The 25,996-nt window shown below is 35.6% G+C and carries 23 protein-coding genes; 18 read left to right on the plus strand and 5 right to left on the minus strand.

The window, feature by feature from the left end; translation table 11 throughout:
• The first annotated feature begins 56 nt into the window (after positions 1-56).
• The 5 genes from pepV (at position 57) to NSU17_RS13470 (ending at position 5,270) form a co-directional block, all read left to right on the plus strand.
• Positions 57-1,448 carry a dipeptidase PepV gene (gene pepV, locus NSU17_RS13450; protein ID WP_340705241.1) on the plus strand — a complete coding sequence of 464 codons (1,392 nt, stop codon included), beginning with the start codon at positions 57-59 and terminating at the stop codon, positions 1,446-1,448.
• 13 nt (positions 1,449-1,461) lie between these two features.
• Positions 1,462-2,313, plus strand: coding sequence for a D-amino-acid transaminase (dat, locus tag NSU17_RS13455; protein WP_340705242.1), 852 nt, complete (start codon positions 1,462-1,464; stop codon positions 2,311-2,313).
• 161 nt (positions 2,314-2,474) lie between these two features.
• Positions 2,475-3,455 carry a nuclease-related domain-containing protein gene (locus NSU17_RS13460; protein ID WP_340705243.1) on the plus strand — a complete coding sequence of 327 codons (981 nt, stop codon included), beginning with the start codon at positions 2,475-2,477 and terminating at the stop codon, positions 3,453-3,455.
• Positions 3,456-3,659: 204 nt separating this feature from the next.
• A complete protein-coding gene (gene trmB / locus NSU17_RS13465) occupies positions 3,660-4,313 on the plus strand; it encodes a tRNA (guanosine(46)-N7)-methyltransferase TrmB (RefSeq protein ID WP_340705244.1) in 654 nt (217 codons plus the stop codon).
• Positions 4,314-4,409: 96 nt separating this feature from the next.
• Positions 4,410-5,270: a YtnP family quorum-quenching lactonase gene (locus NSU17_RS13470; protein WP_340705245.1), complete on the plus strand. Its 861-nt coding sequence runs from the start codon at positions 4,410-4,412 to the stop codon at positions 5,268-5,270.
• Positions 5,271-5,315: 45 nt separating this feature from the next.
• Here the strand turns inward: NSU17_RS13470 and NSU17_RS13475 are convergent, their stop codons facing one another.
• Complete coding sequence (locus NSU17_RS13475; protein WP_016837067.1) at positions 5,316-5,630, minus strand: hypothetical protein; 315 nt, start codon at positions 5,628-5,630, stop codon at positions 5,316-5,318.
• Between the two features lie 225 nt (positions 5,631-5,855).
• Between NSU17_RS13475 and NSU17_RS13480 the strand changes: the two genes are divergently transcribed.
• The 9 genes from NSU17_RS13480 to NSU17_RS13520 all read left to right on the plus strand — a co-directional run bounded on the left by NSU17_RS13480 (position 5,856) and on the right by NSU17_RS13520 (position 15,658).
• Complete coding sequence (locus NSU17_RS13480) at positions 5,856-6,929, plus strand: M42 family metallopeptidase (RefSeq protein WP_340705246.1); 1,074 nt, start codon at positions 5,856-5,858, stop codon at positions 6,927-6,929.
• A 215-nt stretch (positions 6,930-7,144) separates the two neighbouring features.
• Complete coding sequence (locus tag NSU17_RS13485) at positions 7,145-7,666, plus strand: DUF84 family protein (protein ID WP_340705247.1); 522 nt, start codon at positions 7,145-7,147, stop codon at positions 7,664-7,666.
• 110 nt (positions 7,667-7,776) lie between these two features.
• Positions 7,777-8,292, plus strand: a complete 516-nt coding sequence (locus tag NSU17_RS13490; protein WP_340705248.1) for a hypothetical protein — start codon at positions 7,777-7,779, stop codon at positions 8,290-8,292.
• 111 nt (positions 8,293-8,403) lie between these two features.
• Positions 8,404-9,219: a DUF1444 domain-containing protein gene (locus tag NSU17_RS13495; RefSeq protein ID WP_340705249.1), complete on the plus strand. Its 816-nt coding sequence runs from the start codon at positions 8,404-8,406 to the stop codon at positions 9,217-9,219.
• The gene (gene ytpR, locus NSU17_RS13500; protein ID WP_340705250.1) at positions 9,216-9,833 is read left to right on the plus strand and encodes a YtpR family tRNA-binding protein; all 618 of its coding nucleotides are present in this window, start codon (positions 9,216-9,218) and stop codon (positions 9,831-9,833) included. Before NSU17_RS13495 ends, ytpR begins: the two co-directional genes overlap by 4 nt.
• A 227-nt stretch (positions 9,834-10,060) precedes the next feature.
• On the plus strand, positions 10,061-13,102 hold the full coding sequence (locus tag NSU17_RS13505; protein ID WP_340705251.1) for a DNA translocase FtsK: 3,042 nt from the start codon (positions 10,061-10,063) through the stop codon (positions 13,100-13,102).
• Between the two features lie 175 nt (positions 13,103-13,277).
• Positions 13,278-14,585 (plus strand): UDP-N-acetylmuramate--L-alanine ligase, encoded by a 1,308-nt coding sequence (murC, locus tag NSU17_RS13510; RefSeq protein ID WP_340705252.1) that lies wholly within the window; start codon positions 13,278-13,280, stop codon positions 14,583-14,585.
• Positions 14,586-14,723: 138 nt separating this feature from the next.
• On the plus strand, positions 14,724-15,200 hold the full coding sequence (locus NSU17_RS13515) for a DUF948 domain-containing protein (protein WP_016837075.1): 477 nt from the start codon (positions 14,724-14,726) through the stop codon (positions 15,198-15,200).
• Positions 15,201-15,217: 17 nt separating this feature from the next.
• Positions 15,218-15,658 (plus strand): YtxH domain-containing protein, encoded by a 441-nt coding sequence (locus NSU17_RS13520; protein WP_096551584.1) that lies wholly within the window; start codon positions 15,218-15,220, stop codon positions 15,656-15,658.
• A gap of 84 nt (positions 15,659-15,742) precedes the next feature.
• On the opposite strand, the gene NSU17_RS13525 is transcribed toward NSU17_RS13520, so the two are convergent.
• A complete protein-coding gene (locus NSU17_RS13525; protein ID WP_340705253.1) occupies positions 15,743-17,899 on the minus strand; it encodes a cell division protein FtsA in 2,157 nt (718 codons plus the stop codon).
• A 174-nt stretch (positions 17,900-18,073) separates the two neighbouring features.
• On the opposite strand from NSU17_RS13525, the gene NSU17_RS13530 reads away from it, so the two are divergent.
• Positions 18,074-19,159 carry a bifunctional 3-deoxy-7-phosphoheptulonate synthase/chorismate mutase gene (locus NSU17_RS13530; protein ID WP_016837078.1) on the plus strand — a complete coding sequence of 362 codons (1,086 nt, stop codon included), beginning with the start codon at positions 18,074-18,076 and terminating at the stop codon, positions 19,157-19,159.
• A gap of 181 nt (positions 19,160-19,340) precedes the next feature.
• Positions 19,341-20,354 carry a catabolite control protein A gene (gene ccpA, locus NSU17_RS13535; protein ID WP_340705254.1) on the plus strand — a complete coding sequence of 338 codons (1,014 nt, stop codon included), beginning with the start codon at positions 19,341-19,343 and terminating at the stop codon, positions 20,352-20,354.
• A gap of 55 nt (positions 20,355-20,409) precedes the next feature.
• Here ccpA and NSU17_RS13540 read toward each other — a convergent pair whose 3' ends face one another.
• Genes NSU17_RS13540 through NSU17_RS13550 form a run of 3 tightly spaced genes read right to left on the minus strand, consistent with a single transcriptional unit; the run spans position 20,410 to position 22,859 of the window.
• Positions 20,410-21,567: an acetoin utilization protein AcuC gene (locus NSU17_RS13540; protein ID WP_340705255.1), complete on the minus strand. Its 1,158-nt coding sequence runs from the start codon at positions 21,565-21,567 to the stop codon at positions 20,410-20,412.
• A complete protein-coding gene (locus tag NSU17_RS13545) occupies positions 21,564-22,211 on the minus strand; it encodes a CBS and ACT domain-containing protein (RefSeq protein WP_096551576.1) in 648 nt (215 codons plus the stop codon). Before NSU17_RS13545 ends, NSU17_RS13540 begins: the two co-directional genes overlap by 4 nt.
• A 15-nt stretch (positions 22,212-22,226) precedes the next feature.
• Positions 22,227-22,859: a GNAT family N-acetyltransferase gene (locus NSU17_RS13550; RefSeq protein WP_340705256.1), complete on the minus strand. Its 633-nt coding sequence runs from the start codon at positions 22,857-22,859 to the stop codon at positions 22,227-22,229.
• 166 nt (positions 22,860-23,025) lie between these two features.
• Here NSU17_RS13550 and acsA point away from each other — a divergent pair, with 166 nt between their 5' ends.
• Both acsA and argC read left to right on the plus strand, forming a co-directional pair.
• Positions 23,026-24,756: an acetate--CoA ligase gene (gene acsA, locus NSU17_RS13555; protein WP_445684080.1), complete on the plus strand. Its 1,731-nt coding sequence runs from the start codon at positions 23,026-23,028 to the stop codon at positions 24,754-24,756.
• Between the two features lie 203 nt (positions 24,757-24,959).
• Positions 24,960-25,994, plus strand: a complete 1,035-nt coding sequence (gene argC / locus NSU17_RS13560) for an N-acetyl-gamma-glutamyl-phosphate reductase (RefSeq protein WP_340705514.1) — start codon at positions 24,960-24,962, stop codon at positions 25,992-25,994.
• The last annotated feature ends 2 nt before the right edge of the window (positions 25,995-25,996 follow it).

The raw sequence follows: 25,996 nt of genomic DNA on the forward strand, positions 1-25,996 counted from the left end.
TATACCTTTTTAATTTTTTTGAAACTCCTTAATTATTAATCAAAGAGGTGAAATACATGAACTTTTTGACATTAGCAGAACAAAGAAAAAACGAATTGATTGAAGAATTGCAGCAAATTATTCGAATTAAAAGTGTATTGGATGAAGAGAATAAAACAGAAGATGCACCATTTGGAAATGGACCTAAGAAAGCGTTAGAGTGGCTTCTTTCGAAAGCTTCAAAAGAAGGATTTAAAGTGAAAAATGTAGATCATTATGCAGGACACATTGAAATGGGAGAGGGAAAAGAAATTCTCGGTATTCTTTGTCATGTAGATGTTGTTCCAGCTGGTGATAATTGGACTTATCCACCATTTGAAGGGATCGTAAAAGACGGAAAGTTGTATGGCCGTGGTGCCATTGATGATAAAGGACCGACAATGGCGGCATATCTTGCTATGAAAATGGTGAAAGATGCCGGTATCCCACTATCCAAACGGGTTCGCTTAATTATAGGCACTGATGAAGAATCAGGATTCCGGTGTGTTGAACATTACTTCAAAAAAGAAGAAATGCCTGATATAGGTTTTGCTCCAGATGCAGACTTTCCTCTCATCAATGCTGAAAAGGGAATTGCCGTAATACAGTTTTCTCAAACGAGTCCTTTGTCTCATAATGAGCAACTCGTTTCCTTTAAATCAGGTGATCGACATAATATGGTTCCTGATTTTGCAAAAGCGATAGTAAAAAATGTTTCATCGGATTTTGAAAAAGAATTCTATGAATATTTTAAACAATTTAATGAAGAAGCAACCTTCACTAGAGAGGGAGAACAGGTTATAATAGCGGTAACAGGAAAATCTGCCCACGCAATGGAACCAGAAAAAGGAATAAATGCTGCCGTTATGCTTGCGAAATTTTTAAAACAACATTTATCAACCGACGCAAGTAAAGCATTTGTTTCTTTTATTGTCGATGCTTTTAGTGATGTATATGGGAAAGCTCTAGGTTTCGATTATATAGACGAAATGTCAGGACCAACAACATTGAATGCTGGAGTAGTTTCTTTTGATTCAGAGAGAGGAGGAAATATACTCGTCAGCATGCGTTATTCTGTCACTTATCCATATGAAGAAAAAATTCGAGAAGCCACAGAGCGTTTATCGAAATATCCTTTTAATTTAACAGTAATATCAAATTCAAGCCCTCATTACATTCCTGAAGATGATGAATTGATTCAAACATTATTAAAAGTTTATCGACGATATACTGGCGATGAATCTAAACCACTATCAACCGGTGGCGGAACTTATGCAAGAGTGTTGAAAAAAGGGGTGGCATTCGGCAGTTTATTTCCTGGAGAACCTGATGTGGCTCATCAAAAAGATGAGTATGTTGTCATTGACAACTTAGTGAAGTCTGCTGCAATATATGCAGAAGCAATTATTGAATTAGCAGCGAAAAAATGAAGGATGTGGGAAAATGGGATACACTTTATGGAATGACCAAATTGTGAAAGATGAAGAAGTCAAAATTGATAAAGAAGATCGCGGTTATCAATTCGGTGATGGCGTATATGAAGTTGTGAAAGTATATAACGGTGAAATGTTTACTGTAAAAGAACATATAGACCGATTATATGCATCAGCTGAAAAAATACGAATTACGATTCCATATACAAAGGATAAATTTCATCAATTGCTACATGAATTAGTGGAAAAAAATGAATTAAACACTGGGCATATTTATTTTCAAGTTACTCGCGGAACTTCGCCTCGTGCGCATCAATTCCCTGAGAATACTGTAAAACCAGTAATCATCGGTTATACGAAAGAAAATCCACGACCATTAGAAAATCTTGAAAAAGGTGTAAAAGCTACCTTTGTGGAAGATATCCGTTGGTTACGATGTGATATTAAATCATTGAACTTGCTTGGTGCAGTATTAGCAAAACAAGAAGCTCATGAAAAAGGCTGCTATGAAGCGATTCTACATCGAAATAATACAGTAACAGAAGGCTCTTCTTCAAATGTATTTGGAATAAAAGATGGTATATTGTATACGCATCCTGCAAACAATATGATTTTAAAAGGAATCACTCGCGACGTTGTCATAGCTTGTGCAAATGAAATTAATATGCCTGTAAAAGAAATTCCATTTACAACTCATGAAGCATTGAAAATGGATGAATTATTTGTAACAAGTACAACTTCTGAAATTACGCCGGTTATTGAAATAGATGGTAAGTTGATTCGAGATGGAAAAGTTGGAGAATGGACTCGTAAATTACAAAAACAATTTGAAACAAAAATTCCAAAACCGCTTCATATATAATCTGAATTGAGAATAGTTTAGTTTTGCTTTTAAACCACTAAAACAAAAGTATCCTCATACTTTGAGGGTACTTTTTTCATTTTTAAATGTGAGCGTTACTATGAATTTTTAAAGTAGTCATGTAAAATGAATTCGAGAGAGTATGTAGGAGAGTGTTTTCATTGGCTCAACTGATAAAACTACAGGATTATATTTCGAGATATCAAATTGATTTAACAAGATATCCAACACAATATGTCAGATTAAAAAGAACCCAATGGGAAAAGGTAAAACAACAATGGCTAACTGGAGAAGAACCATTATCTTGGGAACATATTGAAGAAGATGAACAACTGAACCGCTTCTCCTTTATAAAAAAATGGTTCAATCAAAAGCGAATAAAAGAACAAGAGGATATGGAATCTGTTGATATCTCCCATGAAGCGATGTCGGATGAAGAAGGAGAAGTTGATGAAGAGTCCACTTTGTACTTTGAGCCACATATCGTTTATCATCCAGATAGTATTGAAGACTTAAAACGTATGTTTCTTGATCAATTTTTCCATTTTCAAATAAAATGGGCGAGTTCAACGCTATTAGAAAAATCATATGTCGATCCTCGTTTTTTTAGAGACAGTTTTTTAAGAACACTTCTCCAGCGTTTGCCTGATAATTATTTAGTATTTTACTATCCTATTATTAAAATAAAAAAAGCGCCGATAGAACTGGATGTCATCATCTTAACGCCGACTGAATGTTTATGTATCACGCTTGTTGAAGAAGAAGAGTCTGCTGTATATGTTGGTGACGGAGAACGATTCTGGACGAAAAAAGTAGGAAAAAGAAGTGAGAAAATGTTGAATCCGTTCATTCAATTAAATCGAATGGAAACAATTGTGTCACAACTATTTAATAAGCATCAGGTAGATTTCCCGATTCGAAAAATATTGCTATCACGGAATGGCTATTTTGATTATTCGCTGACGCCTTTTAACGTTCAAATCATTGATAAGCGTGGATATACAACGTGGTTACAGCAATTAAAATATTCTCCATCTCCTTTGAAAAAAGTGCAATTACAAGCGGCACATGCGATTTTGAATAATGTGGAGACAACTTCACATAGCCGCGATATATTGAATCCTCAAAATTTGGAGCAGTAAAATAAACAACTACTTATTCGTTGATATACATAAAGAAGAAAATGTAATAAATAAGAGTATCTCCATTCCTGGAAAAATTAATTTCTTTATGAACGGTTGTAATTGTTACATAATAATTTATTCTATAAATAGAAAACAGTTATTTTAAAAAAACATCGTTTGCATACGTAAAATGAATGAAACACATAGAAAGTAGGGTATAAAGTGAGATTACGTAATAAACCATGGGCGCGAGAATTTATTCAACAACATCCTGAAATGGTGATTCCGAATCCCGAAGAATATAAAGGGAAGTGGAATGAGCTTTTTGGAAATGATCGTCCGCTGCATATTGAAGTCGGTTCTGGAAGAGGGCAATTTATTGTTGGCATGGCTCAAGCCAATCCAGAAATTAATTATATTGGAATCGAATTATTTGATAAAGTTATTGTAAAAGCATTACAAAAAGCGTTGGAAGCAGGTTCGCCTCCCAATTTGCGATTATTGAGAGTGAACGCTGAAGAATTGGAGAAAATTTTTCAAAAAAATGAGGTACATCGCCTTTACTTGAATTTCTCTGATCCTTGGCCAAAGAAACGGCATGCAAAACGTAGATTGACTCATGAAAAGTTTTTGAAAATCTATGAGTCGATTTTGATAGATGAAGGTGAAATCCACTTTAAAACAGATAACCGAGGGCTTTTTGAATATTCATTGGTATCAATGTCCCAATATGGCATGAAGTTGAAAGATGTTTCTTTAGATTTACATGCAAATGAACCAGAAGATAATATACGAACTGAGTATGAAGAAAAGTTTTCTTCTTTAGGTCAGCCGATTTATCGATTAGAAGCTCAGTTTGTAAAGAAATCATTTTGATAATCTATTGAAACTTCCCTCACCATTTTTTGATAAATTCCAATTGAAGTTTCAATTGATTTCATAGACATTTTCATATTTTAGGGGGAGAAATGGATGGACAAATTACAGTTTCACGATATGACATTGACATGGTTAGATGGTGGCGTAACGTCACTAGACGGGGGTGCCATGTTTGGGGTTGTTCCAAAACCACTATGGTCAAGAAAATACCCAGTAAACGAAAAAAATCAAATCGAACTAGCCTGTGAACCAATTCTCATTCAATATAATGGAAAAAATTATATGATTGACAGCGGAATTGGAAATAAATTAAATGAAAAGCAAATCCGCAACTATGGTGTAACGGAACAGTCAAATATTGAAGAGAGCTTACAAAAATTAGGTTTGACAGTTGAGGATATTGATGGAATCTTGATGACCCATATGCACTTTGATCATGCCAGTGGATTGACGAAATATGAAGGGGGCGAATTGGTTTCCACTTTCCCAAAAGCCAAAATTTATGTTTCCCAAATTGAATGGGATGAAATGCGCAATCCGAATATTCGTTCAAAAGCAACGTACTGGGCGGAAAATTGGGAGCCGATTCAAGACCAAGTTGTTACTTTTACTGACTTTATTGAAGTTGCACCAGGAATTGAAATGATTCATACAGGCGGCCATAGTGACGGACATGCCATTGTGAAATTGAAGCAAAAAGGCGAATCGTTAATTCATATGGCGGACATTATGCCAACTCATGCCCATCAAAACCCTCTATGGGTAATGGCATATGATGATTATCCAATGACAAGCATTTTTGCTAAAGAGAAGCTATTAAAAGAAGCTTATACGAATGGATATAAATTTATTTTTTATCACGATGCGTATTATCGTATGGTACAGTGGGATGAATCAGGGAAAGACATAATTGATTCATTGAAAAGAAGTAAAGAAGCGAAAATTCAATTTTAAATAAAAAAGATGGGGCATCCCATCTTTTTTATTTTAAAGCATTGTTTATGCTTTCTTTAGTTCAACGATTACTCCTGAACGAGCATCCGCTGCAAATTCAAAGTTTTCCACTTCACCATCTAATACTCTTGAAATACCGCCTCGATAAACAGGGATTGTCATAACCCCGTTATGATAATTTTCAGGCTTCATATAAATCCATGAACCATCGATAGGGCTTTCTTTTCTAAATTCATCTTTAATATTTTCCAATACTTGATTTGCATTCATAAACGGTTGTATACGTTCTGAAGCTTCTTTTATAATGACTGCCGCAGCTAAACCGGTTGTTACACCTAACATAAAATCACGTAAATTCATTAACTTTTCCCTCCTAATTTCCATTTTATCATGAAATCATTTTTTCAGTCTTCTGAAAGCAGGATAAATCGAATATATACTCTTTTCTATAAATAACTTAGATTTCCCTTTTTTAAGGATCCAATTAAATAAATCTTTTCGTTTAGAACAAACCTTTCTTAATTTCCAACGTTTTCAATTGATTATGTTAAAATAGAACGAGTAAATAATGAGGGAGTGTTCCGAATGAATGAAGAGACTTTACAATTATTTAAAACATTGACGGAACTTCCAGGGGCACCTGGAAATGAGCATTCAGTGCGAGCATTTATGCGTTTAGAACTCGAAAAATATGCAGACGAAATTGTACAAGATAATTTAGGTGGAATTTTTGGCTTGCGCAAGTCGGAAGAAAAGGATGCGCCCAAAATTTTAGTAGCGGGTCATATGGATGAGGTAGCTTTTATGGTAACGAGCATTACCGACCGTGGAATGATTCGCTTTCAAACGTTAGGAGGCTGGAATAGTCAAGTATTGCTTGCACAGCGAGTGATAATTTATACAAATGAACGAGAAATACCCGGAGTGATTGCATCTACTCCACCTCATTTATTGACAGAAGAACAACGTAAGAAACCAACGGATATAAAAGATATGCTCATTGATGTCGGAGCTGACAGTAAAGAAGATGCCATTAACATGGGGATACGTCCTGGACAATCCATTTTACCAGTTTGTCCATTTACCGTAATGGCCAATCCGAAAAAAATAATGGCAAAGGCTTGGGATAATCGATATGGTTGCGGACTAGCCATCGAACTTTTAAAGGAATTAAAAGATGAAAAAATGGTGAATCATCTTTATTCTGGTGCCAATGTCATGGAAGAAGTAGGACTACGAGGTGCACAAGTATCCTCTTACATGATTCAACCTGATTTATTTTTTGCATTAGATGCCTCTGCTGCAAATGATATGACAAGTGAAAAGGAATTCGGCCAGTTAGGTAAAGGCGTATTATTGAGAATATACGACCCGACGATGGTAACTCATCGCACATTGCGAGAATTTATATTAGACACTGCAGAATCCAACCAAATTCCATATCAATATTTTGTATCACATGGTGGTACAGATGCTGGAAAAGTTCATACGATGAACGGCGGCATTCCAAGTGCGGTTATTGGCATTTGTTCTCGCTATATTCATACATCTGCATCCATAATTCATGTTGACGATTATTTAGCTGCGAAAGAACTATTAGTTAAGCTAATTCGAGCATTAGATCGTACGACTGTTGATACAATTCTTCAAAATCCTTAAAAAGAATCTTGATGTTCTATATAATTGGGGAATTTGTCCAAATGAATTTCTATTTGTTGATATGAGCGAAAGGCGGCGGTGTTCCTGTCCTTTCGCTTCCCCATGTAGCGAAAATCCACAGTTTGTTGTTTCTGTAACATACCTGTAAAAACAATGTAATGAATTTCTATGAAATAACTAGAACATAATAAAGTAAAGAGAAATGAGGGTGCAACATGAAAGTAGCAATTGGAACACATAACCGTGCAAAAGTAAAAGCGGTGCAAAACGTAGTGAATACATATTTTGATGATATTGAATTTCTAGAAGTGGATGTTCCTTCAAATGTTTCATCTCAACCATTTTCTGATGAAGAAACCCGACAAGGCGCTATTAACCGTGCTTTAAATACGTTAGAAGCAACGGGGGCAGAATTGAATTTTGGTCTTGAAGGCGGAGTTCGTGAAATAGATGGAATCATGTATTGTTGCAATTGGGGTGCATTGGCATTAAAAAATGGTCAAGTTTTAACTGCAGCTGGAGCACAATTTATGTTGCCTGAAGAAATTGCAAAAAAACTACGCGCGGGAAAAGAGTTAGGTCCTGTTATGGATGAGTATACGAATGAAAAAGATACGCGCCATCATAAAGGAGCAATTGGCGTATTAACAGCGAATTTGGTTGATCGTAAGGAAATGTTTGAACATATCGTTACATTATTGATTGGACAATATCTTTTTACAAAAAAGGAGAAATAATGATTAAATTTTCCTATTTTTTATCTATTATTCTAAAATTAGACTTTAAGATTGCACTCTATTCGATATCCTACTAAAATGTAGTATGGGTAAAGGAAGTGAAATGAAAAATGAAAAAATGGTTACTATTAACCATTAGCTGTATATCGTTGCTTGGATTAGCCGGTTGTGGAAAATCCGTAGAAGAGCAAATCAATATAGGTGTAGCTAGTGCACAAACAGTATTTGAAGAATCGCCAAGAGAACCAAATAAAAAGATTGGACAAATCGAGTTATACTTGCCATCAGGATATAGCATAAAAGAAACAGTTGATGAAAACAATTACATACTATCAAAAGGAAAAGATAAATATATTTTATTTGTGAATGTTAATGAAAAAGAAGATAGTCAGCTTCACTATGACTTATTGAAAAATAATTCAACGAAAAAAATAGTAAAAGAGCAACCAGTTGAACTAGATGGTGCTTTTGGATTTACAATGGTACTGGAACATGATGAAGGGCAATTCGAACTGATTGCTAGTAGCGGTGGTGTAAAAGTTTCTACGATATCCAATAATAAGCATATGGATAATAAGTTAGTAGAAATGATGTTAATTGCTCGTTCAGTAGAAGTACTGTACTAAAATTCATTCTAATCGACTGTCCAATGTTTCTTCTGATACAATAAATGTATGAAAATTAAAACGGTTCACTGAAGTGAGCCGTTTATTTGTGCACATAAGGAAGTGATTTTAGTGAAATCTGAGCAGCTTGTAGAAGAGTTAAAAAGACGATTAGGTATTGAAAGGTTTAATTACTCGTACAATCGCAAAGATAATAAATTACGTTTAGATCATAAAAATCTTGGAAAAGGAATGGATATTAATCTTCCTGAGATTATCGCAAAATATAATGAGAGAAAAGAACAAGCGTTAGAAGATGTAGTCTATACGATTGAACAGACTTTTATTGCGATGGAAAAAGAGCAAGCTGAAGAAATACATCAATTATCTAACATTTTCCCGATTATTCGTTCCACTTCTTTCCCATTGAAATCGAAAGAGGGGCATCCCTTCATTACGTCAGATCACACGGCAGAAACCCGCATTTTTTATGCTTTGGATTTAGGTACAACTTATCGATTAATTGATGAGTCAATGCTTTCGAAATTAAATGCTACTGGTGAACAAATCCGGGAAATAGCCCGCTTTTCAGTAAAAAAGTTGTCAACGAATGTAAAAAAAGATGAAGTAGCAGGAAACATATTTTATTTTGTTAATGAAAACGATGGCTATGATGCGAGCCGCATATTAAATGAAACCTTTTTAAAAGAGATGAGGGAAAAAATTAAAGGAGATATGACAATTTCCGTTCCTCATCAAGACGTGCTAATCATTGGGGATATTCGAAATGAAACAGGTTATGATGTGCTAGCCCAAATGACGATGCATTTCTTTTCAATTGGCCGTGTACCGATTACATCACTATCCTTCGTATATGATAATGGAGAGCTGACGCCGATTTTCATATTAGCAAAAAATCGAATAAAAAAGGAGACGAAAGATCAATGATTGCAGCGTACAATAAAGAACATGTAGGCGATGTTTTATTAGTGCAACTTACAACTGAGGAAGTTGTAACACCATCAGTAGAGCGAATAGGGGATGTAGCTCTTATCAAAGAAAAAACAACTGGTGAAGTGAAAGGGTTTAATTTATTTAATGCAAGTAAATATGTTGAATTGAATGTGAATGGTAATGTGGAAGTAACAGAGGAGCTTGTTCAAAAAATCCAATCTGCATTAAATAAAAATAATGTTGAGGTAACTATAAACGTTGACTTGTCACCAAAATTTGTTGTCGGATATGTGGAAGAGAAGGAAAAACATCCAAATGCAGATAAGCTTAGTGTTTGTAAAGTCAATGTAGGGGATGAAGTATTACAAATCGTTTGTGGAGCACCAAATGTTGAAGCAGGTCAAAAAGTGGTAGTTGCCAAAATTGGCGCGGTTATGCCTTCAGGAATGGTAATTAAACCTTCTCAATTACGTGGTGTAGATTCTTATGGCATGATTTGTTCAGCTAGAGAATTAGCAATTCCAAATGCTCCTCAAGAAAAAGGTATATTAGTTTTAGAAGATGACGCTGAAATTGGTTCAGCATTTCAAATCCCTTCTACACTCTAAACATGGTTAGGACAATTTGTCCTAGCCTTTTTTAATTGAATGTTATTGTAATGTAAAGAATCTGCAATAAAACTTATGGTATTCTTTAGTGGCGAATACATAGTTCAAATGCATGAATTCGCTTACCAATACATATATGAAAGGTGTATTCTATAAAGAATGTAGCTTCATTACCGATTATTATCATATAATTATAAAAGGTATGATATTAGAAAGAGTGATGATTGATGAATTGGTTCAAACGTACATTGAATAAGTTGATATTTAAAGACGAAGTTGAAGATGAATATGACTATTATGAAGAAGATGAGTGGCAAGAACCTATATACGAAAAGAAAGAACAAAATCGAGCGAAATTTCGATTTCCATTAATCCCTGACGAAGAATTACAAGCGTCGGACCAGACCCCTCATCAACCAAAGTCTTATAATGATTTTATTTCGAATATCGAACCTCAACATCATAAAAATTCACTTGTATATGATGTGGAAGTGTCAAGAATCCATGAACTGTTAGAAATGCGAAAACAAAATAAGAAAAAAACAACAAGTGTCAGTTATGATATTACATCCCGACGTAATGAGCGTTTAATTGAGAAAACAATTAAAAGAGAACCTATACAAAAGGAACAACCAATTGTAAAAGAAAAAAGTCAACCACAACCAAGCCGAAAAAGATTTATTCCTACCGATGTACCTTCACCGGTGTATGGATTTCAGAAACGTAAGCCAATAAATGCTTTGTATACTCATACACAAGAACAAACTGAACAGAAATTTGAGATGAATACTGAAAAAGAAACTTCTCTTGAACAGTCGAAAGAAATAATTATAGCATCAGAAGAAGTAGCGAGCACTACTGTTGTTGAAGAGATTGACAAAAAGCTAGAACAAGTGAAGGAAGAAGTAGAACAATTCATCCATCAATCAAAAGAAGAATTTTCGATTACAATTGAAGAGGCAAGAAAGACAAAAGAAAATGATGAAGAAAAATTAGTTCAGAATGATGGAGATGTACATCTATTAGTTGATAAAGAGAAAGAATTTTCTAATGAACCTCTTATCCTTACAGAACCAATAGCAGAAGAGGTTCATATAATTGAAAATAATCATGGAAAAGCGATAGAAGTAATTGACGACTTAGAATCAGTTGAAACGAGTGAGGTTAACAAACAATTTGCATTAGGGTATCGAGAGAATGTGGAACCAACTGTTGAAAGTTCTTTACTTCAAGCGAATACGTTATTAGAAGCAGAACATGATGAAGACTTACAAGAGCAAATCGAGAAGGAACAAAATGAACCGTTGAACCTTCATGAAGATAGGGCTTGTGAAACGGGTGAACAAATAGAGGAAACACAACATACTGTCGATAAAGATGAATTCAATTCGATGAATGAAGTAGAGAGCATAAATCATTCCAATTTCCAAAATGAATATGAAACAGGCGATTCGTTGAAAGAGGATGAAGCAAATGGTCTTCAACAAATCTCTGAATCGCTCCGTTTAGAATCGGTATTGAACGAAGCACAACTTTCCAACAATCAAACTAGAATTGAAGATTTATTAAATGTACAAAAGGAAGTAGAAGAACCACTTTCTGATGATATTCAAATGGAGTTATCTAATCATAGTGAGATACATGAGCCGGCTTTAGAAGAAGAACTCTCAAATGAATCGGCTCCAATTAAACAAGAACAACCTAAGACAAAACCAATACCATTTAATGTCATCATGTTAAAGTCTGATAAAGAAAAATTAGCAAAAAAACAGCAACTCCAAAAAAAGGAGACAAACGACTTAAAGGAATCCCAACCAATTGAAATTCCTGAACAAACGGAGAAGAATCAAATTGAATATAAATATTTGAAGCCGCCTTTAGAATATTTGGCACCACCGGAAGAATCGACAGAAGATCGGGAATGGATGGAACGTCAGGCGGAAACGCTTGTGGAAGCACTTTCTTATTTCCAAGTCAATGCGAATGTTGAATCCATTATGCAAGGGCCAGCTGTTACGCAGTTTGAAATCACAGTAAGTCATGGGACGAAAGTAAGCAAGATTCGAAATCTTGCAGATGATTTAAAGCTTGCTTTAGCTGCGAAAGATATACGCATACAGGCACCGATTCCAGGGAAAAACACCATTGGAATTGAAATTCCAAACCGCATATCACGTGCAGTTCGACTATCTGAAGTCGTAAATAGTGAAAGTTTCTTACAATCGGAATCGCCTCTTGAAGCAGCCCTTGGACTAGATTTAACTGGTAAACCAGTAACGATTGACTTGCGTAAAATGCCTCATGGATTGATTGCTGGCGCAACTGGTTCGGGAAAATCTGTGTGCATTAATTCTATCTTAGTCAGCCTGTTATTGAAGGCAGAACCAAGTGAATTGAAATTAATGTTAATTGATCCGAAAGTGGTGGAACTTGCACCGTTTAATCACATTCCACATCTCGTCAGTCCAGTCATTACGGATGTGAAAGCAGCAACCGCAGCACTGAAGTGGGCGGTAGATGAGATGGAACGAAGATATCAATTGTTTGCCCATGCGGGTGTAAGAGACTTACCTCGATATAACAAACTTGTTGAACAAGAGGGGAAAAATAGTTTAAAACTGCCATATATATTAATCGTTATCGACGAGTTAGCTGATTTAATGATGATGGCTCCACAAGATGTGGAAGAATCCATTTGCCGAATTGCTCAAAAAGCGAGGGCTTGTGGAATTCATTTAATCGTTGCCACACAAAGACCGTCCGTTGATGTCATAACGGGTTTAATAAAATCAAATATCCCAACTCGCATTGCTTTCTCTGTATCTTCCCAAATCGACTCAAGAACAATTTTGGACAGTCAAGGAGCGGAACGTTTACTTGGCCGAGGCGATATGCTTTATTTAGGAAACGGGATGACAGACCCTATTCGATTGCAAGGTACTTATGTTACAGATGATGAGATTGAAGAAATTATCGAGCATGTGAAAGAGCAAGGAGAGCCTGAGTATCTCTTTGAACAAGAAGAATTGCTTAAAAAAGTAGAGATGATTGAAGAACAAGATGAATTGTTCGAAGACGTTTGCCGCTTTGTGTATGAACAGGGTTCCGCATCAACATCTTCCATTCAGAGAAAATATCACATCGGATACAACCGAGCAGCCCGCTTAATTGAAATGCTTGAAAGTTACGGATTTGTATCTGAACAAAAAGGAAGTAAACCTAGGGAAGTGTATATTACAGAATCAGATTTAGCGGAATTATTCGATTGATTTCCCAAAGCGCATCCGTATGAAAAAGAGGGGCCCGCCCCCTCTCACTTTTTTTCAAGACAAATGAAAAATAAATGCTATAATGTAATAGGTTTTTGATTAACTAAAAATGTATAAACTAGACATATATATAATATTTATTCATTAGGGTCAATCCCTGGGAGGTTTTTTGCACATGACAATTTATCATTTTACAGGAATAAAAGGTTCGGGAATGAGTTCACTCGCTCAAATATTGTTTGACTCCGGTGAATCGGTACAAGGATCGGATGTAGAAACATATTATTTTACCGAACAACCTTTAAGAGAAAGAAATATTAAAATATTAAAATTTGATCCGGATAATATTCAACCCGGAATGACTGTCATTGCAGGGAATGCTTTTTCTGATAGTCATCCTGAAATCGTACGAGCAAATGAATTAGGCGTTGAAGTTATTCGTTATCATAAATTTCTGGGTGAATATATAAAGAAATTTACATCAATAGCGATTACAGGTGCCCATGGAAAAACATCGACCACCGGCCTAACAAGCCATGTGATAGGTGGATTTAAGCCAACATCTTATTTAATTGGTGACGGTACTGGATCAGGTAAAAAAGATGCATCATATTTTGTTATGGAAGCTTGTGAGTATCGACGACATTTTCTAGCTTACCATCCGGACTATGCAGTGATGACCAATATCGATTTTGATCATCCAGATTATTTCTCTGGAATCGATGATGTATTTTCGGCATTCCAAGAATTAGCGTTACAAGTTAAAAAAGCCATTATCGCTTGTGGTGATGATCATTATTTACAAAAAATTCGTGCTAACGTACCGGTGATTTATTATGGATTGGGAGAAAGGAATGATGTCATAGCAAAAAATATTGAAAAATCAACACAAGGTACGAGTTTTGAAGTATATATTCGCAATGAATATTATGATCGATTTTTCATTCCATTGTATGGAGACCATGCAATTTTAAATTCATTGGCAGTCATTGCGTTATGTCATTATGAAGGAATCCCTGCAAATGTAATAAAAGAAAAATTAAAAACATTCAAAGGAGTAAAAAGACGTTTTACTGAGACGATAATTGGCAATAATGTTCTTGTTGATGATTATGCACACCATCCGACAGAAATTAATGCAACGATTCAATCAGCAAGACAAAAATATCCTGATCGAGAAATTGTGGCAATTTTTCAACCACACACATTCAGCCGAACAGAAGCTTTTTTACAACAATTTGCTGATAGTTTAAAAAATGCGGATTCGGTTTATCTTTGTGAAATATTCAGTTCAGCTCGTGAACAAAATGGCAGACTAACGATTGAAGATTTAGCTGCCATTATTGATGGTAGTGAAATACTTCACGCTGAAACAATTGATAAATTAAATAAACATCAAAATGCGGTTTTCCTATTTATGGGAGCAGGAGATGTTAATAAGTTCCAAAAGGCATTTGAATCAATACTCCAAATGGGTGCATAGTTCCTTTCAAGATGATACGAAAATTTTTCATATTTCAAAAAAGGAGCTAATTCAATGCTCCTTTTTTTAGCAGAAGAAGGAATAATAAAAATTTTGTCGAATTATATAAACAACTCATCATTCTAGGAGGTCTTCAACATGGAAGTGATACTATATATTTCAGCACTTGTAGCAGCAATCGCTTTCTTAGTTCTTTGCATAAGCATTGGTGCGACATTATTCTCATTAAAAGGAATATTAAAAAGTATTGCAGGTACCATTGCAGGTATTGAAAAACAAATGGAAGGCATTACCCGTGAAACGACTTCTCTATTAGAAAAAACTAATACGTTAGCTGCTGATATTACAGAAAAATCAGAAAAGCTGAATTCTGTAGTAGATGCAGTTAAAAATATAGGCGTATCAGTAAACAATTTAAATAACTCGATTAATCAAATTACTGAATCCATTTCGAGAGAAGTAAGTAAAAATGAAGAAAAAATTGCTCAAGTAGTTCAATGGAGCAATGTGGCAATGGATATAGCAGAAAAATGGAAACAGCGAAAAGCCCAACAAGAAGTGGTGGAGGTAGTGGATAATACGAGTACGACGAAATATAAACGCCGTAAAAAGTAGATAAAGGGGGAAAATGTATGTCAGGGGAAAAACCAAATTATAACGAAGTAAAAAAACAACAGTTACCTCAAGAATCCCTAGTCCATGAAACTAGAGAGGAGGAAACAATCAATATGAAAGATTTCGTAATCGGTGCATTAGTTGGGGGAATTGTAGGAGCTGCTGTAGGATTACTACTTGCTCCAAAAACAGGAAAAGATTTGCGAAGTGATGTTGCGCAACAAGCAGTTAATATTCGACAAAAAGGGCTTGTTCTTTCATCAACAGCTAAAGAAAAAACTGTTCAACTTTCAAGTCAAATTAAAGAGCAGTCATCTCAATTAGTAGATAAAGTTAAAGCAAAAAAAGTAAAATCGCCACAAGTTATTGATGATGGTACGGTTTCTTATGAGGAAAATTTAAATGATGTTTATGATGGGATGGATATTTCAGAAATTGCTAGACCTTCATCTATCTAAGCGGAAAAAAGCAAATTGAGAAAACAATGAGTTTTCTCAATTTGCTTTTTTAATTTAGATTAAAATTCAGCATTCTTCCAGCCGTTATCCCATAGCTGGTTGTTCAATTAATTGAATTTCTAAAATATCGCCACCAAAAATTTCTGTGTCAAAAGAGCTTGGATTTCCGTTTCTAAGAATAATGAATTGTCCTCTAAAATCAGGAGGCATTTGCCAGTTGGAGAATTTAAAAACGTCTTGGAAAATCCAAGGGCTACCATCTTTATTCACCAATTGTAAAGAAGCACCGTTATACACAATTGTAGTTGGCTGTACGACTACACCATTCATGAGAACTTCATATTTTGTTTTTTTCAATTGTAATGGTTCATTTTGAAAAGTTACTGTAATAGAGTCTTCTAATGCAATATCTAATTGATCTAACACGACTCGAACTGTTGGCATCGTCGTTGGGGTTTGTATCGTTAATACATCCCCATCTTGAATTGGGTACGTTAATTTGGCAGGTTTACCATTCAATAAGAATGTGCCACTGTACTTTTGTAAATATACCGGTTGACCGTCAACTTTAACTAAAAACGTTTGGAATTGGATGACATCATGTCGGTTAATATGCTCTAAAAAGTCTTGTACTGTTTCAATAGGTTCAAAGATAATTTGGTCTCGGTCTTTTATAGGAGTATCGAGGGATGCTCTTTCTCCGTTTAATTTTACAATTGGTTCAACAAAATATGTTTGTTCGTTGAAATTGATTTTTTTGGTGGATGCTTGGTCAATAATATCACGAATTGTAGCATGAGCATCTTTACCATCTTCTCCAGGGATGATAGTAATTTCATCCCCATCTTGAATTTTTGATTTAGTTGAAGCTTCTTGACCATTCACCAATATCGTTGCTGGATTTCCGTGTTCACCAGGAATGAAAATATCCCGGTCGTTGATGGTAATGGATATGCCTTGTCCTGGTTTACCATATAAATGTTTTGCACTTATCTTCGCAGCTAAAAAAGCATCGCTTACCGTCATTTCTTTCGTTTCAAATAGTCGAACAACCTGATCGTTCACTTTAACTGACATATATTGTATAGGAGATTTTTTAGCCGCAATCGCAATACCGATTGGAGTTACAAGATCAGGTCTTACTTCAATGGTTTCATCTTTTATTAAGTTCTGAATGGCACTAATATCCCGAACGGCTACACGATTTGCTGGCAATTGTAAGATTTTACAAAGTTCTTCAGGTAGTTTAGGTGTTAAACTTCCCCCTCCAATAAGCATAACAGCTTTTGGTGGAATTTGGTTGTTTAATCGCAATATTTCATTTCCGATGGCAGTTGCCAATTGTTTTATGGATGGCTCAATCGATTGAACGATTTCCACGCTTGGGATTTCTTGTTCAAATCCTAATATATCTTGAATCGTAATCATTTCTTCTGTATGTAATTTACGTTTAATAGATTCTGCGACAGGGAAGTCGAGTAAATATTGATCACACAAACTTTCAGTAATTTCATCACCAGCTGTTGGAACCATCCCATAGGCCACAATTGTGTTATTATTTGTAATTGCGATATCCGATGTACCAGCACCTATATCGACTAACGCTACGTTTAAACGACGCATTGTTGGAGGAATTAAGACATTAATTGCTGCAATTGGTTCGAGGGTTAATGCCTCCATTTCCAAATCTGCTCTTTTTAATGCAGCAAACAGCGATTCAATTACTACTCGTGGCAGAAATGTTGCAATCACTTCAACTGTCGCTTCATTTCCCTGCTGATCCAAAAGACTCCCAATTTCTTGCCCATCAAGCTTGTAGTAAAGTACAGAATAACCAACACAATAAAAATGATTTTTTTCATCTTTTTCATGACTCTGAATAAGTTGAACTTGCGCTTGTTGTACAGCTTGTAATTCAAGTCGATTGATATCTTCTTGTGTAAAAATTGGCCGATTTTTAATATTAATTGTCACAAGAGCTTGTTCAGTTTTTAGTGCACGCCCTGCTGCAGCAACGTTCACTTTTGTTAAAGGACCGTGTTTTTTTTCTAATTCTGACTTCAATTCTTTTATTAATTCTGCCACGTATAAAACATTATGTATTTGGCCATCAATCATTGCCCGCTCTTTATGTTCTTTCATAAGTATATCCACAACCCGGTACTGTTGATTTTCCTCTTCTAAAATAATTCCTACGACCGACCGGGTTCCGATATCTAAAGCAAATATTTTGGAACTCAATGCAACCGCTTCCTTTCTATTATTATCTCCATACACTTTAACGAGTTGAAGCGTTAAATTAAAAACGTGACATTCTGAATTTTCTTGATTATAATATGGATATTATCTTAAAATGTAACATACATTTCAGTCTTCTGAAAGTGTTGTATTTAAGTGGAGGAGGAGAATTAGGAAATGAGTGAAAAAAGATTAGAAGCACTTCGACAACAAATTGACGAACTAAATTTAGAGATTCTTCGTTTGATTAACGAACGTGCTGAAATTGTAAATGAAATTGGTAAAATTAAAGAAAAACAAGGCGTTACACGATATGACCCGTTACGTGAACGTCATATGTTAGATTTATTAAAAAAGCATAATAAAGGTCCGTTAAATCAAATGACGGTTGATTATATCTTTAAAACAATTTTTAAAACGGCTTTGAAACAATTAGAATCAGATACGAAAAAAGAATTGCTTGTGTCACGTAAGAAAAAACCAGAAGATACAGTGATTGAAATTAATAATGAAAAAATCGGGGTTGGCGAGCCAACATTCATCTTCGGTCCATGTTCAGTAGAATCATATGAACAAACAGCACAAGTAGCCGCTTCAATTAAAGCTAAAGGATTAAAGTTCATCCGCGGGGGTGCTTACAAACCTCGTACTTCTCCATATGACTTCCAAGGATTAGGTTTAGAAGGTTTAAAAATTTTAAAACGCATTTCTGAAGAATATGGATTAGCGGTAGTGACTGAGATTGTCACACCTGCTCATATTGAAGAAGCTTTGGATTATGTTGATGTCATTCAAATCGGTGCCCGAAACATGCAAAACTTTGAATTGCTAAAAGCAGTTGGTGAAACGAACAAACCAGTATTATTAAAACGTGGATTAGCTGCTACAATCGATGAATTTGTTCATGCAGCAGAATATATCATGTCTAAAGGTAATGAAAATATCATGCTTTGTGAACGCGGAATCCGCACTTATGAAAAAGCAACACGCAACACACTAGACATTTCAGCGGTTCCGATTTTAAAACAAGAAACACATTTGCCTGTATTTGTTGACGTAACTCATTCAACTGGACGCCGAGACTTATTATTGCCTTGCGCTAAAGCAGCTATTGCCATCGGGGCAGACGGTGTGATGGCGGAAGTGCATCCAGATCCATCAGTAGCATTATCCGATTCACAACAACAAATGGATTTACAGCAATTTGACCAATTCTTTGAAGAGCTTCAAAAATTCATGAAACAATATGAATATAAAGCTTAATGTTTTATACTATCCAATCACTAAGATTGGGTAGTTTTTTCTTACTCGAATATTTGGTGATAATTTACTAGTATTATATCTAAAATATTATATTTTTTTGAACTTTTGCTTTGTATTGAAAAAATTAAGCAAAATATCGTATTATGAAGACAATAATAAAATGAAAAAGGAGGGAAAACCTTTGACTGTTACAATTTATGATGTTGCACGGGAAGCGAATGTTTCAATGGCAACAGTGTCACGAGTAGTAAATGGTAATCAAAATGTTAAGCCTTCTACTCGTAAAAAAGTGCTTGAAGTGATTGAACGTCTTGAATATCGTCCTAATGCGGTAGCAAGGGGACTTGCGAGCAAAAAAACTACAACAGTAGGAGTTATCATACCGGATATTTCAAACAATATATATGCTGAAGCAGCTCGAGGGATTGAAGATATTGCAACGATGTATCGCTACAATATTATTTTGGCCAACTCTGACCAAAATGAAGACAAAGAGTTGTCACTGCTTGACACAATGTTAGGAAAACAAGTTGATGGAATTGTAATGATGAGCGACGCAGTTACACCGAAATTACTTCAGTCAATGGAAAATTCCCCTGTACCGATTGTTCTTGCAGGTTCAATTGATGAATCTCAAAAGTTACCTTCAGTTAATATCGATTATTTCCAAGCAACTTATGAAGCGGTAAATATGTTAATTACGAATGGACATAAACGTATTGCATTCGTTAGCGGACCGTTAAGTTATACAATCAACGTCAAATATAAGCTAGAAGCTTATAAAAAAGCATTGAAAGATGCTGGATTAGATGTGGATGAATCGTTAATTGTTGCTGAAGACAGCACGTATGACGGTGGAGTGGAAGCATGGAAAGAGTTAAACCAAATCGAAAATCCGCCGACTGCCTATTTTGCTGGAAGTGATGAATTAGCAATTGGAATTATTCATGCTGCACAAGATCACGGTATAAAAGTACCGGAAGATATTGAGGTCATTAGTTTTGAAAATTCGAAATTAGCTCGTATGGTAAGACCACAATTAACGAGTGTGGCACTACCTTTATATGAAATCGGTGCAGTATCAATGAGATTATTAACGAAATTCTTGAATAAAGAAAAAGTAGAAGATCAAAATGTTATTTTACCTTATCGAATTGAAAAACGTGATTCAGTAAAAGAAAAACCCAAAAAATAAAAGAGTGTAGACAAAGTCTCAAATGATTTTGTCTACACTTTTTCTTATATGAATGCTATTTTTTCTCACTTCTGATGATATTTAATGCTTTTGTGAGCATTTGTGCATTTTTTTCTTCTATTTCCGCTTTTCTTGGAATCGGTTCAAATAATGGATTTGGGTCTTCCCACGTTGGAATGAGCAGCACCGGCGCCTCTTTTTGCCATTTGTTTAACCAAACTTCAGGCAGTTTTCCTGTTGGAATGGGGTAATCATTCATCTCTAGCCAAATCAGTGACCATGCCCGTGGCACAACTCGCCACATGTCATAACCGCCGCCACCAACGGCAATCCATCGTCCATCACAATATTCATGTGCCAATTCATGAGCGAGTTTCGGAATCTCTCGGTATATTTTCATGGAGGCATGCAAATGAGTTAAAGGATCAAAATAATGGGCATCTGCGCCATTTTGGGTGAAAAGTACATCGGGTTTAAAATATTCAATGACTTCCCTTAAAGCTTTTTCGTACACCATTAAAAAACTATTATCCTCAGTAAAGGCTTCAAGAGGAAAGTTAAATGAAGTTCCATAACCTTGTCCGTTTCCTCTTTCACTGATATTTCCCGTACCTGGAAATAAATATCTGCCTGTCTCGTGAATGGAAAATGTGCAAACGCTAGGATCATCATAAAATGTCCATTGTACACCGTCACCATGATGAGCATCTGTGTCTACATAAAGAACGCGAGCTTGATATTTTTCTTGTATGTAACGGATTGCAATCGAACTATCGTTGTATATACAAAAGCCACTTGCTCTTCCACGAAAACCATGATGCAAACCACCACCGAGATTTAAGGCATGTTTACTTTTTCCTTGCATTACATAATCTACCGCTTGCAATGTACCGCCGACAAGCAAACTACTTGCTTCATGCATGTTCGGAAATATCGGGGTATCTTCTGTTCCAATGCCGTATGGTTCTGCTTGTTCTGCTGTTATGAGGCCATGTCCTGCTTTTTTTACGATGTCGATATATTTTGGATCATGGACCAGTTCAAGTTCTTCATCAGTTGCTACTCTTGCTGGAATGATATCATCATCTGATAAGGCGTCAATATTTCTTAGTAAATCAATAGTTAAAAGTAACCGCTTATGGTTAAATGGATGGCTGTCAGAAAACTTGTAGCTTAATTGTTCTGGTGAGTATACAAATACTGCATTTTTCATAGATTCACCCCTGGCACATTAGGCCATAATACTTCAAAGCCGTTGTTTCGTAAATCAGTAATAATTGATAAAGGATTCATCATTCGAATGCGAATTGAAATGATGCGGCTATCATTGTTTTCTGTATCAGGAAATACTAAAATGCTTAACACATTTGCATGATGTTTTTTTATAAGTGTTAGGACATCCGCTAATGTTCCAACTTTATCTTTTAACCGGATATCAATTTTCGATGAAGGCTGATGTGCACCTGTTAATTCAATATAAGCATACAGTAAATCCGAAGATGTAACGATACCTACAAGCTTCCCTCCAGAAACTATAGGTAGGCAACTAATTTTTGATTCGTAAAATGTAATCGCTACATCTTCAACAAAATCAAGTGGATGACCAACGATGACATCTTTTACCATAAATTTTTCTAGTGGTGTATCATAAATAGTCGGATTATTTTCTTCTTTAAGACAAGAAGGTAATGCATTTTTGACGTCGTGTGATGTAATAAGACCAACGACATTTTCTTCATCATCTACAATGGGAATGTGGCGGATACTTTTTTCTCTCATCAATTTAAGGGCATCGTTTAATGTATCTTTCGGTGTAAGCGCATACACTTCTCTTTTCATAATTTGTTCGACAATCATACTCATCCTCCTAAATCAATACATGTATCGATGTTTAAATCGAAGTCTGTCAAATCGTTCGATGGAATCTTGATTCACTCGCTTGCCTATACGAACCATTAGGCAATTGGCTGGATGTGATGTTATTTCTGGATCATCGGTCGCACAATATTCAAAGCCAACTGTTTTCATTAAATTTTCCATCATATTTCGATATTGCCATACATTTAGTCCTGTACCTTTTAAATCCCAATGCCAATAATATTCTGTAGTAATAACTAAGTAATCTTCCATTTCATCTCCCATAAAGGAAACTTCTAATAGTTTTTTTCCTACCCCAGCTCCCCGATAGGATGGTATTACTTCAATTGCTCCTAATTCTAGCATATTTTCAATCTTATCCTCTGACCATCTCTCAAGTGGATCAGGATAAAGATATGTGACATAGCCGATGACGGTATTTTCATTGCGAGCGATAATAATTCTACCTTCTATTAATTTAGCTATCTCGATTAATGCCCTTTTTTGTTCCTGTGGAGGACGAAAAGAAGTTAAATTTTCATGAAATTCATATTGTTCTAGTGTTTCTGGCGGTATGGGTCCTTCGACGATGACGGTGCCATAAGGCGTTTTCAACTGCGCATTGTAATAATTTTTTATATGTTGCAATCAGCATCACCTCCGTTTTTCTATTACTAACATTATATGATAAATTCTGTGCATTAACGCAGAAATTTGTGAAAAATAAACAAATTAACTAAAAGTTAAAAATATTTTGCTAATTATAATAATTCGTTGTAAAATGTAAAATATCAAAAAAGAAAGGGGATATTTCATGGGGATGAAAACGACTGAGAAATTAGCAGTTGTTCACGGGGATTATCATCTAAAAAACTATGATGAAACATATGCTAATTTCGACTGGAAGGAAGTAGAGAAAGCATTTAGTTGGTATACGACGGGGAAACTAAATGCTGCTTACGAAGCAATCGATCGTCATGCAGAATCAGATCGAAAAAACAAAGTAGCTCTTTACTTTAATAACGGGGAACGTAAAGAAGCCTACTCATTCTATGATATGAAGCGCATGACGAACAAGGCTGCCAACGTGTTTAAACAGTATGCAAGCCTTGAAAAAGGGGATCGATTGTTTATCTTTATGCCGAGATCTCCAGAATTGTATTTTTCTTTGCTTGGTGCTTTGAAACTGGGGGTAATTGTAGGTCCGCTCTTTGAAGCATTTATGGAAGGAGCGGTATATGACAGATTATCAAATAGTGAAGCAAAGGCACTTGTTACAACTCCAGAATTATTAAATCGAGTGCCGTTAGATGAATTACCACATTTAGAAAAAGTATTTCTTGTTGGGGAACAAGTAGAAGAAAATGAAAAAATCGTTGATTTTAATAAAAGATTAGATGAAGCATCCAGTCATTTCGATATTGTTTGGGTAGATCGAGAAGATGGAATGCTTTTACATTATACATCTGGATCAACGGGGGCACCAAAAGGAGTATTGCATGTTCATAATGCAATGATTCAACAATATCAAACTGCTCGTTGGGTATTAGATTTGCATGAAGATGATATTTATTGGTGTACAGCAGATCCAGGATGGGTGACAGGAACTGCTTATGGGATTTTTGGTCCATGGTTGAATGGTGTAACAAATGTAATCATTGGAGGGAGATTTAGTGCTGAAAAATGGTATGGTGCAATTGAAGAATATGGTGTTACTGTCTGGTATAGTGCACCAACAGCCTTCAGAATGTTAATGGGTGCTGGGACAAACGTATTAAAACAATTCGACTTATCTTCATTGCGACACGTGCTCTCAGTAGGAGAACCATTAAATCCAGAAGTCATTCGTTGGGGAATGAATGAATTAGGCCATCGCATCCACGATACTTGGTGGATGACAGAAACAGGTGGACATATGATTTGCAACTATCCAAGCATGGAAATAAAACCAGGTTCCATGGGAAAACCAATTCCAGGTGTATATGCTACTATTGTCGATGATGAAGGAAATGAATTGCCGCCATATACGATGGGTAACTTAGCGATTCGTAAAGGATGGCCTGCCATGATGAGAGCCATTTGGAAAAATCCTGAGCGTTATGAACAATATTTCTTAAATGGAGAATGGTATGTTTCAGGAGATTCAGCATATAAAGATGAAGATGGATATTTCTGGTTCCAAGGTCGTGTCGATGATGTAATTATGACAGCTGGCGAGCGAGTTGGACCGTTTGAAGTAGAAAGCAAATTGCTAGAACATCCAGATGTTATTGAAGCGGGTGTTATAGGAAAGCCAGATCCAGTTCGCGGAGAAATCATTAAAGCCTTTATTGCATTACGACCTGGAGTTGAACCGACAGAAGAATTGAAAGAGGAAATTCGCCAGTTTGTTAAAACGGGTTTAGCTGCCCATGCGGCACCTAGAGAAATTGAGTTTAGGGATAAACTTCCAAAAACTCGAAGCGGTAAAATCATGCGCCGCGTATTAAAAGCTTGGGAGTTAAATCTTCCAACAGGTGACTTATCGACGATGGAAGATGATTAATTCAATGAATTGCTAGAACACATCATGTGATTTATTGAACAAGATAATATTTATGCATCTACCGAAGGATAATTCATTTATAAATAAGTGAATATCCTTCGTTTTTTGTTCTATAGAATTTTTTGAAAATATATAAAAATACATTTGACTTTATATTTATACAGGTTTATACTATACATTATCTTACAGAAGAGGTGAGAATGATGAAGGTGGCAATCATTGGAGCTACTGGATATGGTGGATTAGAACTGATTCGGTTTTTACATAATCATCCTGAAGTAGAAAGGATGGACTTGTTTACTTCTTCTGAAGAAGGAGTTATATTTTCGTCAAAATATGGTCATTTATTGAATATTCAAGATGTACCTTTACAAAAAATAGATTATGAGACTTTGAGGAAATATGATGTTGTCTTTGCAAGTACACCTAGTGGGGTGACGAGCAAACTTTTACCTCCGCTTGTAGGAAGAGGACCAAAATTAATCGATTTATCTGGAGATTATCGATTAAAAAATCTACAAGACTATGAAAAATGGTATAAGAAAGAACCTGCTCCATCGGAAATTATAGAAAAAAGCGTATATGGTTTAACAGAATGGAATGAAAAGAACATTAAGGAGGCTGATTTTATAGCAAATCCAGGCTGTTATCCGACTGCAGTACTCTTATCAATCCTTCCGCTAATTAAGAATGGTTTAATTGATCCTTCCTTCTTAGTGATAGACGCAAAAAGCGGAGTATCAGGTGCTGGAAATAAACCAACAAAAATGACGCATTTTAGTGAAACGAATGAAAACTTATCAATTTATAAGATTAATGAACATCAACATATTCCGGAAATAGAGCAAGCCATTGAAATGTTTACGAACGTTAAAACAACCATTACATTTAATACGCATTTAGTGCCCATGACGAGGGGAATTTTAGCGACTTCCTATGCACCGGTGGCAAATGGAGTAACTACAAAAGATTTAACGGAATGTTTACTAGAAACGTATAAAAAACATCCGTTTGTTCGTGTGATTACCGATGCCGATACAATTGGAACGAGTCGAGTAAAAGGTTCGAACTATTGCGATGTGTTTGCAAAAGTAGATGAACGGACAAATCGGGCTACCATCATTGGTGTAATTGACAATTTAGTTAAAGGGGCTGCAGGGCAGGCAATTCAAAATATGAATGTTCAAATGAATCTGCCGCAAACGACTGGCTTAAATGTCGTACCATTATTTATTTAATT

The organism is Ureibacillus sp. FSL K6-2830, from assembly GCF_038004145.1.
Classification (GTDB): domain Bacteria; phylum Bacillota; class Bacilli; order Bacillales_A; family Planococcaceae; genus Ureibacillus; species Ureibacillus thermosphaericus.

Bases quoted from the DNA above. Each gene is read 5' to 3' on its own strand.
- NSU17_RS13515 (WP_016837075.1), top strand. From the start codon at position 14,724: ATGGAAGTGATACTATATATTTCAGCACTTGTAGCAGCAATCGCTTTC.
- NSU17_RS13530 (WP_016837078.1), top strand. From the start codon at position 18,074: ATGAGTGAAAAAAGATTAGAAGCACTTCGACAACAAATTGACGAACTA.
- NSU17_RS13545 (WP_096551576.1), bottom strand. From the start codon at position 22,211: ATGATTGTCGAACAAATTATGAAAAGAGAAGTGTATGCGCTTACACCG.
- ytpR (WP_340705250.1), top strand. From the start codon at position 9,216: ATGATTGCAGCGTACAATAAAGAACATGTAGGCGATGTTTTATTAGTG.
- acsA (WP_445684080.1), top strand. From the start codon at position 23,026: ATGGGGATGAAAACGACTGAGAAATTAGCAGTTGTTCACGGGGATTAT.
- murC (WP_340705252.1), top strand. From the start codon at position 13,278: ATGACAATTTATCATTTTACAGGAATAAAAGGTTCGGGAATGAGTTCA.
- NSU17_RS13475 (WP_016837067.1), bottom strand. From the start codon at position 5,630: ATGAATTTACGTGATTTTATGTTAGGTGTAACAACCGGTTTAGCTGCG.
- NSU17_RS13540 (WP_340705255.1), bottom strand. From the start codon at position 21,567: ATGAAAAATGCAGTATTTGTATACTCACCAGAACAATTAAGCTACAAG.
- NSU17_RS13520 (WP_096551584.1), top strand. From the start codon at position 15,218: ATGTCAGGGGAAAAACCAAATTATAACGAAGTAAAAAAACAACAGTTA.
- NSU17_RS13485 (WP_340705247.1), top strand. From the start codon at position 7,145: ATGAAAGTAGCAATTGGAACACATAACCGTGCAAAAGTAAAAGCGGTG.
- NSU17_RS13470 (WP_340705245.1), top strand. From the start codon at position 4,410: ATGGACAAATTACAGTTTCACGATATGACATTGACATGGTTAGATGGT.
- NSU17_RS13480 (WP_340705246.1), top strand. From the start codon at position 5,856: ATGAATGAAGAGACTTTACAATTATTTAAAACATTGACGGAACTTCCA.
- argC (WP_340705514.1), top strand. From the start codon at position 24,960: ATGAAGGTGGCAATCATTGGAGCTACTGGATATGGTGGATTAGAACTG.
- pepV (WP_340705241.1), top strand. From the start codon at position 57: ATGAACTTTTTGACATTAGCAGAACAAAGAAAAAACGAATTGATTGAA.
- NSU17_RS13490 (WP_340705248.1), top strand. From the start codon at position 7,777: ATGAAAAAATGGTTACTATTAACCATTAGCTGTATATCGTTGCTTGGA.
- dat (WP_340705242.1), top strand. From the start codon at position 1,462: ATGGGATACACTTTATGGAATGACCAAATTGTGAAAGATGAAGAAGTC.
- NSU17_RS13505 (WP_340705251.1), top strand. From the start codon at position 10,061: ATGAATTGGTTCAAACGTACATTGAATAAGTTGATATTTAAAGACGAA.